This is a genomic window from Microcoleus sp. FACHB-68 (assembly GCF_014695715.1).
Lineage (GTDB): Bacteria > Cyanobacteriota > Cyanobacteriia > Cyanobacteriales > Oscillatoriaceae > FACHB-68.
The window spans coordinates 162,764-174,999 of record NZ_JACJOT010000015.1 but is presented as its reverse complement, the minus strand read 5'-3'; the positions used below and the strand labels follow the sequence as shown (position 1 = coordinate 174,999).

The following is a 12,236-nucleotide window of genomic DNA, read 5'->3' as shown; positions in this document are numbered from 1 at the left end:
ATACTAGAAGTGTCCTCGCTTTTGACCTGTAGAGTGACAGTTTATCGCATTCATCCACAGCGAGCTGAGGGGAGAAAAGCCTTTATTCAATCTTTAGATGGCTTTAACAAAGCTTTCTCCACCCTTTGTTAGAATACGACCCATCAGGTCTGCGAGGAAGGACTGTTTTGATGGTTTACACACAATACGACTCGGAAGGCAACGCTTATGCAGAGGATGCCGAGGGGAATGTGTATATCGAGGATGCCAAGGGTAATGCCGAAGTGGTGGATGTTGAGGGAAATTATACAGCAGTCGATGCAGATGGAACGCTTTATACAGAAGACTCCCAAGGGAACATCGCAGCGATAGACGCCGACGGCAATCTCTATTATCAAGACGCTGACGGCAGCTATTATACAGAGTCTGCTGATGGAATTGTGCGTTATTCAGAAGGTGGTGACGGTACCTGAGTCTCACATCTAGCATTGCCTGAGTACCAATGGCCGGCACCGGCAAGCGCGATCCCCAGTCTGCGGGGGAACATTATTTAATTTAACTATTCCTAAAACTTTCCCAAAGATGGGGTTACAGGCAATCTTGGCTCTATTGATCAGCCAGGTTGCTAAAAAGTCCGCTCATTGGCACCCAGCTAAACTCACCTTTCACCGCCTACAAACGCCACAGATCAATCGCGCCGATTGCTGAACCAGCTTTCCCGCAGACCTTTAAAATGTGTTAATAGCTACAAGGTATTGTTAAATTTGCTATCCTTACCCGATCCACAAGGCACAATAGGATTAGAGAAGTTTAAAAGGGATGAAGCATGACCTCAGCCTGTAAGCGCCGCACTTGATTGTGGGTACATTAAGATGACATTTTATCTGGCTTTGTGAAAGTATAACTACCTGTGATCAACTTTTTCAAACTCTGACTGGTTATTTAATAGCTAGAGCTAGAGATAAACTTCCAAGAAAAAATTTTGTTGTTTAGTCTTTTCTTAAGAGGCGAGCTGACTGTTATCAAGATAAGTGAACAACGACTGAATCAGCGCGGTAAACGAATGAGCTATCTAACTTTGCCAAGTCAAATTATCCTGCATTTGACTTGGCCCAGAGTGTGTTCTTTAGTAGAAATTTTACAAACAGCCGTCGCATCGAGTGGTCGGTTGCGGACGTTACTGGCTGCCGGCAAAAATAAAGAACTTTGTCAGAGTTTAGCGCAAACCTGGTGGGAATCCGCCCACCAAGCCCAACAAAGCCTTGACCCAAAACTGCTGCTGCGACCTGCCGGCAGCAAAAATCCCGATCAGCTACTATCCGCCAAAAACGCCAACTACAAACCCTCAAAAGGCCCAGCCGGCAACCCAGAAGCAACGGAAACGCCTCAGTTGCCAACCTTCCAGTTAATTGATTTTGCTGAAGTAGAAGCAAGTTTAATCATATTAAGTTCTTACCTTAATATTTGGATTCACCTAGAGCCGGCCACAACAAGCCTCAACTCAGAACACCATGAGCAAATTCATCCTTCATTTTCCCCAACGCAATCCCCTGAAACAGAGTTTCTAACGACATCCATAACCACCCCCACCTGGCAAGTTTCCTTAAACTTCGACCCGCAAGTTATCGTCAAGTTGCTCAGCACCCCAGCAGTAGCAGCAGCGGCCCCTTATTGCTCAGGATTAAAAGCAACAGACCTTAACAATCGCAGCAACGTGCTGCGCCGGGTTTGGTTACAACTCTTAGGAGTCGTCGGAGAAAATAACGCTGATGTCGCAGAAAACCCGCAAGAAGAAACGATTAAGAGCCATCAAGAAACTGAAAAGTTAAACCTTAACAACTTAGAACAACAAGCTTCCGCAGCGCACGGTTCACCCTTGTCTGATTCGCTACCTGTTTCAGCCACTAAAATTCCAGGCAATCCTCACCCCTTAGCAGCCGGCACACCTCAGGCCAAATTCAGCCCAGATGAAAGCATCAACAACTTATTCTGGGAAGCCCCCATCGGCATTCTCTATGAAAGCCTAGATGGCGGTATCCTAAATGCCAATCCAGCATTTTGTCGCCTCACAGGTTACACCCAAAACCAGTTGCGCCATTTAGATCGCCGGTCAATTTCTCATCCAGAAGATTTTGCAACTGAGGTGAGAGTCATTCAACAAATGCTGAACGACGGCAATAAACGTCAAACGCTTCGCAAACGATATCTGCGGCGGGACGGTTCCTTTATTACAGCAGAAGTGGCAATGTCGCTCATCGGCGAAGAGGCAGAAGAAAGCTACTTGCTGAGTTTTGTTACAGACTTGAGCGAACACCAACGAGCTGAACTGGAGATTCAGCAGCGGCGGGAACGCGAAGCCCTGTTGAGTGAAATTTCCGCTAAAATCCGCGCCACGTTCGATCTCGATGCGATTTTGCAAACAGCAGTTCAGCGTCTTAGACAGGCACTCGGTGCAGACCGGGTTTTAGCTTACCAGCTACTTGACGATTCGTTAGTCGAGCTTAGCGGCCCAGCGCTGGCTCAGGTTAACCCAAATCTGTCAAGCAGAGGACTTTGTGTTGCTGAAGACGTTCATGCTATTTATCCGACCCTCAAGGGAATATCGTTCTCTGCAGATTGTATTCCCCCGCCTTATCTGGAAGCCTATCGCAACGGGCGGCTGTGGAGTGTGACTGATGTTCGGATAGAAGAGCTGGCCGAATGCCACCATAAAATGCTAGAGCAAATGCAAGTTCGCAGCATGATGGCTGTGGCCATTCAACGCACCGAAGGCACGGAGTCTCGCGGCAGGAGAGACTTTCAGGAGGATGGCTCCAGGCAAGATGCCGGCAACCTCTTGCGCCGGCCCTCGATTCCTCCTTTGTGGGGTTTGTTGGTGGTTCACCAATGTCATGCCCCGCGACAGTGGACGACTGACGAACAGCAGCTTTTGCAAGCAGTTGCCAATCAGTTGGCCATTGCCATTGAGCAAGCCAATTTGGTGCACCAGTTGCAAGCTTATGCTCATGAATTGGAAAACCGGGTTAACCAGCGAACACGCTCTTTAGAACAATCTCTGAAATTTGAACAGCTGACCCGTCAGCTGACTGAAGCGCTGTTGCAATCGCTGGGTGAAGACCAAATGCTAAAAATTGCGGTGGAAGGTTTGGCTAACACCCTGGGCGTTGATGGTTGTTATGCCAGTTTGTTTGATGAAGGGCAGGAAGTTTTTGAGGTGCGTTCTCAACACTTAAGCGGCTCACTGCAACTAGCCGCACCGCTGATTGGATCGCGTTCGTCTCTGCAAGATTGGCCTGAGGGGTTCCGAACCCGGCTCTTTGCCGGTCAACCCTGCATTCACGAAGTTCCGATGTCGCAAACCGAAATTTCTAAGGTTGAGGACACACCGGGCGTACAATCTCTGGAAGCTACTAGGGTGGTGTCTTTGCTAATTAGCCCAATTTTGGATAACCAAGGGTTAATTGGGGTGGTGTGCGTGTTTCATACCACCCACCGCCGGTTTCAAGCCAAGGAAATTAACTTAGTAGAGCAGGTGGCTTCTCAGTGTGCGATTGCCATCCGTCAAGCGCGTCTATACCGGCAAGAACACGAACAGCGCCTTAGTGCGGAATACTTCCGCTTATTCTTAGAACAATCAACGGATGTTTTTGTCGAATATGACCGGCAGTTGTGCTACCTTTCAATCAACGCAGCGGGAGCATCTTTAATCGGCAAACCACAGAGTGAAATTATCGGTAAAACCAACCGCCAACTGATTGGAACCGAAGCCAGTACGATTGAACCATTAATTCATCATGTGTTTAGTACCGGCCAAAAAGTTGTTTTCAATCACGAAGTTTCCCTTCCCACCGGCACTCGCACATTTGAAACGGTTTACGCACCGATTACAGACGCCACCGGCACCATTCATCGCGTCCTTGGGGTGGGTCAAGATGTCACGGAAATCAGGCAGCAGTGGCGCTTATTGCAAGAACAAAATTATCAGCTTGCAGAAGTTAACCGTCTTAAAGAAGAATTCATTGCCACGACTAGCCACGAACTTCGCACGCCCTTGACTGCGATTCTTGGCTTCTCTAGCGTGCTTCTAGAGGAATCTTTCGGCAAACTGAATCCCAAACAAATGCTGTATGTTGACCGCATTCATAGCAGTGGCGAACACTTATTAGAACTGATTAATGACATTCTGGACTTGTCACGAATTGAGGCGGATCGTCTGGAATTAGAGCCGCAACTTGTGTTTATCCGAGATATTTGTGAAAGTGTGATTAGCTTAGTTCAAGAGCGAGTGATGAACCACGGTTTATACTTGGATGTGGATGTAGAACCTGACTTGGAGTACATGGTTACAGATCCGCGCCGGTTGAAACAAATGCTGTTGAATTTGCTGACCAACGCTATCAAGTTTACGCCTCAAGGCACGGTTGGGCTAAAAATTTATCGCACTTACAACGAGACAAAAGAAGAGGGTGACTCTACCGTTTCTACACCTGAAACCATTCACTTTCAAGTTTGGGACACCGGCATTGGTATTGATGAAGCTGACCAACTCCGGCTTTTTTCTCCCTTTTCACAAATCGATTCTTCTTTGTCTCGCAAGTATCAGGGAACGGGACTTGGTTTGGTAATTACCCGCAAATTAGCTGAACTCCACGGCGGTTCTATTACCTTAAAATCTAACAGTGGTCAGGGTTCAAGTTTCACGATTTCGCTGCCCCTATACCAATCTCCTGAGACATTAGCAAATATGCTTGGCAATATTGATCAGGCAAGTTTTGATACGGTTGTGCATCTCGTTCAACATTTGCCTGATGCTTCCCCGCCTGAAGAAAATTAAGTGTGGGAAAAAGGATCAGTGAGAAGACACCGGGAAAAATTCCCCTAAACTGGTCACTTTTCTTTTTTCCCGCCGGCTAAGCACCTAAGCGCCGGCCTCGACTGGCTGACGGCAAACAGATAATATGATCGCCGTGGGTGTGAATGAATCCTGTCGTTCGCAATTTACCCATCAAGCGGGTGACGGTGACGCGGGTAGAACCGATGGCGCTACCAATTTGGGCGTGCGTTAACGCCCAAGGCAGGCAGTAACCGGGTTCGTTGCCGGTTTTGCGAACTAGCTCGCAAGGTTCCCCATATTCTTCCACCAACAGTGTGAGAAACCCTAAAAGCCGGTCAATGGTGCGCCGCTGTCCTAAAGTTGCCAGCCACAGCAATTTCCGCTGATGCTGATAGCGAAAAGCATCCATGACTTCCCGCCGGAAATGAGGCCAGTTGTCTAAGTCTTGCCAGTACATCCACACCACCGAAGTTTGATCGATATGGGCGTAGGCTTGGAGCTTAAACGGAGATTGGGCTACAATTTCAAACGGTTGGCCGGCACCCACGAATCCTAAAAATGCTTCTTCTGATGAATCTATTGCAGTTGAGTCAGACTTTGAGTTGCCGGCAGCGGCACTCATTTGGGCAGTCCCCACCAGTCGCACAGCACCCCGTTGCACCAAATATAGCAGCTCAGATCGAGCTGGAATTCGCTCATCCTTACTAAATGTACGATAGCGATAGTGTTCCTCAGCCCAGTCGAGAATTAGTTGCCAAGTTAAAAATGGTCGAGAGACTTGTGACTGTAAGAATGAATGCATAAAAAAGGCTTTTGCAGAGCGGTGAAGACTTCAAAGACAGCGCATTTATTGAACCCGTGTGAGGAAGTTACACTTCACTCATAAATTTCACAAAATTGAGTAAAAAATCAAACTCCTTTGGGTTTAGCTGCATTGTCTCTGTTTTATTTATAGGTCTTAAGGAAAAATTGAAGGTAGCAAAAAATACTTCTAACCTCCATAAATGTTTCAGGATGTTTTTGTTTGATTGGTTATTTGTGCTGAAAGTTCCAATGACAAGCTGGTATTGAGTCCGCCATTACTTAAGGATGCAGGTGAGTGAGTGTGAATTTTGATTTATCTGCTACTAATTTGCCGGCTGTTAAACGGTTGTTGGAAGGCCGGCTACAAGCTGCCATTCGGCTGCACGGCACAACCTCCCAAACATTAGCCTCTGCTGCTTCAGAAGTTTTTCCACAGTCTATAACCTTACTCCGGGCAAAAGATACAACTCGAATTGTGTACCTTTGTCCGATGGGGTTAAAACTGGCTAAAATCTGGCAGATGTCTGCAATGGATATTGCAACTAAAATTGCAGCTGATTTATCACAGATTGCCGCAGGGGATGCCGGCAGACTGGATTTTACAGTTCAAGCTGTCCCCCCCGGTTGGATTCATTTGCAGCTAACAAACGCTGGTTTGGCGAACTGGTTGCAACGCCTCACTCAGGGGATAGATTCCTTACAGCTTAAAGAATACCTGTGGCAACGAGGGGGAGAAGGGGAGAAGGAGCAACCGGCATCGATAATCTTATCCAAGGCTGGGATAGGGATAGCCGGCGAAAAAGGAAAACACAAAACAGATGTGCTGCAAAATCCCGTTTATCCTTCTAAAAGCCTGTTTCTCGTTCAGTATGCTCACGCTCGTTGCTGTTCACTTCTGCGCTTGGCACATCTGGACGGCACAATTATCCTCAGCGATCCCCATCCTGAACTCTGCTCCCCATTTTGGCACCTACTCGCCCCCAACCCTATCCCCTGGCTCAACTCTGAAGTCTTCCCATCTTCCCCCCTACGGTTGGTGCATCCAGCAGAATGGGGTTTAATTTCCCAGCTAGTTGACACCCTAGATGCTTTATCTCTGCCACCGGCAGCTCATCGGCTGACGGAGTGGCTAAAACTGGCGACTGCTTTGAGTACGGCGTTTGAGAGCTTCTACAGCGCTTGCCGGCTTTGGGGCGAGGTTAAAACTGAAACGCCACAGCTTGCCCAAGCAAGATTGGGTTTGATCAAAGCTACCCAATCGGTGCTGCGGTTAATTCTGCAAGATTTATTCGGTGTTTCTGCGCCGGTGGAACTTTAAGGCTTTGACGAATGAAATGAAAACGGTTTGAATACTACTTTCTTAAAACTTTATTTTTAATGCTTAAAAGCATAGTAGGAAAGGGTTTTAGGATCAGTCTCAGATCCCATATACCAGCCCTATATCAGCCAACAATTTAAATGCATAATCTAAAATCTATGGTTAAGGGTTAAAACATCAATAAAACTTGCAATAAAAATATAAGAAAAGGGATTGACAAACTCAACATACATGGGCTAGAGTTTCTCTTGTGTGAGGAGCGAACCAGCGAGGGCACCGAGACGAAACACGGCCAGTCGTCGGTGCCCTTTCTGATGAGCGCTTATAGTAAAAATGCCTCAATCGCTGCCGCCGCACCGTCTTGCTCAACGCTAGGAGCAACCCATTTAGCCACAGCCTTTACTTCTGCCGGCGCATTGCCCATCGCTACACCAAGGCCGGCATAAGCAAGCATTTCGACATCATTAAAGTTATCGCCAATCGTCATCACGCTAGAAGCCGGCAAGCCCAGTATCTCCTCAGCGAGATAGCGAACCGCTTCGCCTTTGTTCACGGCTGGGTGAGTCGCTTCAAAAAAAGTGGCGACTGATTTGGTTAAGTAAAGCTCAGCCGGCGTGTAGCGTCCGCGCAACGTTCCTAGCAACTGGTCAATTACGGCGGGATCATCGCACAGCGCTAAGATTTTGGTTGGTTCAATTGTCAGAAATTGACGCAAGTCCCCAACTGGAATGGGCTGTACGCCGGTGCGTTCGCCATAAGCGATGCTAGCAGGGGTGAGTTCACGCACATAAAGCCGGTCATCAACGTAACAGTGAATAGAAAGCAGGGATCGTAATTCGGGCAACTCAAAATGATCCAGCAGTTGTAACGCAAGTGCTTGAGAAAGTCGCAAGTGCCGGTGAAGGTGTTGAGTTGTGGGATCTTTAATCAGCGCTCCCTGGTAGGTTATTAAGGGGAGAGTCGAGCCAATTTCCTCATAAAAGCGCAAAGCTGAGCAGTACATCCGCCCGGTTGCAACCGCCACTTGCACGCCTTTCCTTTGAGCTGCCTTAATGGCTTGCTTCACCGGCTCGTTTATTTCATTCGACACCCCGGCAATGGTGCCATCAATATCAAGCACTAAAAGTTGAATGTCTGTGGCATTAATGCCGGCAGTATTTGCGCGGTTAACTGCAGATGTGATATCTATCATCTTTTCCTTTCTCAAACGCGATTGGGACAAATCTTAAGTTTGGAATTCAGCCACCTCCCCCACTCTCCCCCACTCTCTCACTCAGCACTCAGCACTCAGCACTAAAAAGTCCCGAAATGGCCCATTAAACCGAGAAGGACACGGTTATGCCGTGCCCCTACAATTGGTCAGTGAATCATATTTTCAAGCTGCCGGCTACCCAATAGTGAGGGCAAATTGGTTAACTTCCATCCCCGCCGACACTTTCTCACAGTCCATCACAGACTCGTGCCGGCTACTTCATTTTTTGTTTAATGAACGTCATAATTTGAGTGATTTGTTTCTTCAAGCCATCAATTTCAGCCTGCATTTTGGCCATTTGTTGCTTCAGTGCCTGAACATCTGCTGAAGAATCACCTGAAGCTGCGTCACCGGCTGCGGCTGCGGCTGCCGGTGCGGCTGCGGCTGCGCCTGCCGGTGCTTTTGGCGCAATCTTCATTGCCAATTTGATCGCCTCAATCAGCGTTTTCTTTTCAAAAGGCTTTTCGATAAAGGCAAAATGCTTAAACGGTTCCTGAATTTTCTCCGTGACTTCCTCTTTACGCCCCGACATTAATACCAGAGGAATGCTTCGTAGTTCAGCATTCGATTGGATCTGCTGAAACACTTCCCAACCGCTCACTTTAGGCAGCAGGAAATCTAACATAATCAAATTGGGGCGTGCCTGACGGATTAGCTTGAGTCCTTCTTCGCCATCTTTCGCATCTAGGACTTCAAAGTTACCAGGCGGTAACATTTCTCGAACTCGCACCCGAATGACCTTACTGTCATCGATAACCAGGATCTTGTGACTTGCCACGACTGACTCCTCTAGTGGTTGAGTGAAGGATTAAATTTAATGGTGACAGTTTTGTGACCTTGAAGCAGTTGAATCCTAGTTGAGGATGCAACCCCGATCAGACAAACTAGCTCAGGCCAAGGAGGGAAGAAGAATCAGCAATGTCTAGCTGCGGTGCATCCAGCCCAGACCTGGTGAGTCACACTACAGCTAAATGAAGTAGCGTTCTCGCTGCCCAACAAAATCACTCTGATTAGAGTTTTATACAACAGTAATAGCAGCGATACAATTTTTGAGCCGGCTATTTCCATTTTCTGTATTCTGAAGTCTCGCTAAAAACGAGCTGAGTTCTTCATCCCCTAGCTTAATGCCCTATTGGAGCCAACGGCAAAAAAGCAACCTCACTTTTTTAGAGACACCCCACCGGCATCTCTTGAGAAAGGCAAAACATATCACAGTTATTGATGTTAGTAACCTGCCTGAAGGATTATAATCTCACTTTTATGCCTAACCAAAATCAGCAACCTTCTGTAACCCCATCCTCAAACAAACATCTGAGGGCAGAAATCGAAGCAATGCCAGAGTGGCTGCGACGCCCTATCGGTAAAGCCAGCGAACTTTCGACAGTTCAAAGAATTATTAAGCAACGCCAGATCCACACGATTTGTGAAGAAGGCCGGTGTCCCAACCGAGGCGAGTGCTATTCACAAAAAACCGCAACATTTCTGCTCATGGGTCCTGTTTGCACCCGTTCCTGTGCGTTTTGTCAAGTGGATAAAGGTCATGCGCCGATGCCTTTAGATGCAGAAGAACCCCAGAAGGTAGCCGACGCCGTGCAGCAATTGGGATTACGTTATGTTGTCCTGACATCTGTTGCTAGAGATGACTTGCCCGATAGCGGTGCCGGCTGGTTTGTGGCGACAATAGAAGCGGTGCGCCGGCTCAACCCTCAAACTGAGATTGAAGTGCTTACCGCCGATTTTTGGGGCGGTCATTCTGAGGAGATCGCGCCGGCACAGCAGCAGCGCCAACGCATTGAGACCGTCGTTAAGGCAAATCCCGCCTGTTATAACCACAATATTGAAACCGTCAGACGCTTGCAAGGGCCGGTGCGCCGGGGTGCTAAGTATGAGCGATCACTGGATGTGTTGCGGATCGTTCAACAAATTAACCCCAGCATTCCCACCAAATCAGGGTTAATGCTGGGACATGGGGAAACAGAAGCGGAAATAATCGAGGCAATGGCAGATTTGCGAGAAGCCGGCTGTGATCGCATCACCTTGGGACAGTATATGCGTCCTTCCTTAGAACACCTGCCGGTGCAAAAATACTGGACACCCGAAGAATTTAGCCGGCTTGGCGAAATAGCCACAGAAATGGGCTTTTCCCACGTCCGATCTGGCCCACTGGTTCGCAGTTCTTATCATGCTGGAGAGAGGGAATAGGGGATTGGGCAATGGGCATGGGGCATGGGGCATGGGGGATTGGAGGAGTTTTTAGTGCTGAGGGGAGAAATGTTGCTGATTCCTCATTCCTGAGTTCATGCCCGTACCTAAAGGTTGGCGCAGCCTAACCCCATGCCCATTGCCCATTGCCCATTGCCCATTACCCATTGCCCATTGCCCCATGCCCATTGCCCCATGCCCATTGCCCATTGCCCCATGCCCATTGCCCATTGCCCATTGCCCATTGCCCCATGCCCATTGCCCATTGCCCATTGCCCATTGCCCATTGCCCATTCCCCTACTTATAAACCGGCATCTCCCCACGATTGAGACGATCCATATAATTTTTGAGATCAGCAGCCACCTTGTTAGATAAGAGGAAGCCGCCCAGCATATTCGGGAACGCCATCGTTAATATCATCATGTCGCTGAAGTCAAGCACTGAGCGCAGGTTCACCACTGAGCCGATGAAGACGCAGATAACGAACAGCGCCTTGTAAAAAATTGTTGTATTTTCCCCAAATAGATACGCCCAAGCTCTTTCCCCGTAGTAACTCCAAGAAATCATTGTTGAGAAAGCAAACAGGAAAACAGAAATCGCTAAGATTGCGGGGAACCAACTAATGACCGTTGAAAAGGCCGCTGAGGTCATGTAAATGCCATCTAAGTTGGCAGTTGCAGGATCGCTGTAGACGCCGGTGAGAATGACAACAATTGCGGTCATATTGCAAATCACCACCGTGTCGATAAAGGGTTCTAGCAGGGCTACAATACCTTCACGAACCGGCTCATGAGTCCGGGCGGCTGAGTGGGCGATGGATGCCGATCCAATCCCCGCCTCGTTGGAGAAAGATGCGCGTCTCACCCCCTGCACAAGTACGCCAATAAAGCCTCCCTCAACCGCTGTGGGAGAAAACGCTTCCTTGACAACCGTGGCAAAAGCACCAGGGATTTCCGGGATGTTCAACAACAGAATCCACAGGGAAGCTAAGACATAAAGGAGGCACATAGCCGGCACGAGCAGTTCTGCCACTGCCCCAATGCGACGAATTCCGCCGATAATGACTAGAGCGACTAAAAAGGCAATCACTAAGCCGTAGAGCCAACTGCGGCCAGCGAAAACCGGCAGAACTTGGGCAACGGCAGCAAAGGACTGGTTGGCTTGGAACATATTGCCCCCGCCGAAAGACCCGCCGATGGCGAAGATCGCAAAGAAAATTGCCAGAACCTTACCCAGTGGGCGCAACCCAACTTCACCGAGTCCACGAGACAAAAAGTACATCGGGCCACCAGAAACGCGCCCATCTGGGCTGATCACCCGGTATTTAAGGCCCAGGGTACACTCAACAAACTTGCTACTCATGCCCAATAGGCCGGCAAGGGTCATCCAAAACATCGCACCAGGGCCACCCAGCTTGATGGCAATGGCCACGCCGGCAATGTTACCCAGCCCCACTGTTGCTGACAAGGCAGCCGACAAAGCTTGAAAGTGTGTGACTTCGCCCTCTTCCGTCGGGTCGTCATAATGGCCACGAACCACGTAGATCGCGTGTTTGAACGCCCGAATGTTAACAAAACCCATTCGGATGGTAAAGAAGATCGCACCGGCAATCAGCCACAACACAATAAACGGCATACCGCCGATGCTCAAGAACAGCACCCCAGACATCGCCTCAACAATCTTGGCGAAGACAGCATCAATAGCGTCTAAAAAGCCGCCGGCTGGGGCTGCTGTTTCCGCAGCGAGGGCGGCGCTAGGTAAGGCCAGAATCAGTAAAAATAAAAGCCAGGTTCGTTTCATGGTGTGATTTTTTAAACATTGTGAAGCCGCGTGGGCGGTTGTGGTG

At 48.6% G+C, this 12,236-nt stretch carries 9 protein-coding genes; 4 read left to right on the top strand and 5 right to left on the bottom strand.

What is annotated here, in order from left to right; genetic code table 11:
* The first annotated feature begins 170 nt into the window (after positions 1-170).
* Together H6F73_RS21280 and H6F73_RS21275 are read left to right on the top strand one after the other, a co-directional pair.
* Complete coding sequence (locus H6F73_RS21280) at positions 171-452, top strand: hypothetical protein (RefSeq protein ID WP_190760770.1); 282 nt, start codon at positions 171-173, stop codon at positions 450-452.
* Between the two features lie 590 nt (positions 453-1,042).
* The gene (locus H6F73_RS21275; protein WP_190760769.1) at positions 1,043-4,813 is read left to right on the top strand and encodes a GAF domain-containing protein; all 3,771 of its coding nucleotides are present in this window, start codon (positions 1,043-1,045) and stop codon (positions 4,811-4,813) included.
* Between the two features lie 76 nt (positions 4,814-4,889).
* On the opposite strand, the gene H6F73_RS21270 is transcribed toward H6F73_RS21275, so the two are convergent.
* Complete coding sequence (locus H6F73_RS21270) at positions 4,890-5,615, bottom strand: Crp/Fnr family transcriptional regulator (RefSeq protein WP_190760768.1); 726 nt, start codon at positions 5,613-5,615, stop codon at positions 4,890-4,892.
* A 297-nt stretch (positions 5,616-5,912) separates the two neighbouring features.
* On the opposite strand from H6F73_RS21270, the gene H6F73_RS21265 reads away from it, so the two are divergent.
* The gene (locus H6F73_RS21265; RefSeq protein WP_190760767.1) at positions 5,913-6,935 is read left to right on the top strand and encodes a DALR anticodon-binding domain-containing protein; all 1,023 of its coding nucleotides are present in this window, start codon (positions 5,913-5,915) and stop codon (positions 6,933-6,935) included.
* A 322-nt stretch (positions 6,936-7,257) separates the two neighbouring features.
* On the opposite strand, the gene H6F73_RS21260 is transcribed toward H6F73_RS21265, so the two are convergent.
* Both H6F73_RS21260 and H6F73_RS21255 read right to left on the bottom strand, forming a co-directional pair.
* Positions 7,258-8,127 (bottom strand): Cof-type HAD-IIB family hydrolase, encoded by an 870-nt coding sequence (locus tag H6F73_RS21260; protein ID WP_190760766.1) that lies wholly within the window; start codon positions 8,125-8,127, stop codon positions 7,258-7,260.
* Positions 8,128-8,401: 274 nt separating this feature from the next.
* Positions 8,402-8,965 carry a response regulator gene (locus tag H6F73_RS21255; protein ID WP_190760765.1) on the bottom strand — a complete coding sequence of 188 codons (564 nt, stop codon included), beginning with the start codon at positions 8,963-8,965 and terminating at the stop codon, positions 8,402-8,404.
* 482 nt (positions 8,966-9,447) lie between these two features.
* On the opposite strand from H6F73_RS21255, the gene lipA reads away from it, so the two are divergent.
* Entirely contained in the window at positions 9,448-10,389 is a 942-nt protein-coding gene (gene lipA / locus H6F73_RS21250) for a lipoyl synthase (protein ID WP_190760764.1), read from the top strand.
* A gap of 107 nt (positions 10,390-10,496) precedes the next feature.
* Here the strand turns inward: lipA and H6F73_RS21245 are convergent, their stop codons facing one another.
* Together H6F73_RS21245 and H6F73_RS21240 are read right to left on the bottom strand one after the other, a co-directional pair.
* Complete coding sequence (locus tag H6F73_RS21245; protein ID WP_206754760.1) at positions 10,497-10,676, bottom strand: hypothetical protein; 180 nt, start codon at positions 10,674-10,676, stop codon at positions 10,497-10,499.
* An 11-nt stretch (positions 10,677-10,687) separates the two neighbouring features.
* The gene (locus tag H6F73_RS21240; protein ID WP_190760762.1) at positions 10,688-12,190 is read right to left on the bottom strand and encodes an alanine/glycine:cation symporter family protein; all 1,503 of its coding nucleotides are present in this window, start codon (positions 12,188-12,190) and stop codon (positions 10,688-10,690) included.
* Between the last annotated feature and the right edge of the window lie 46 nt (positions 12,191-12,236).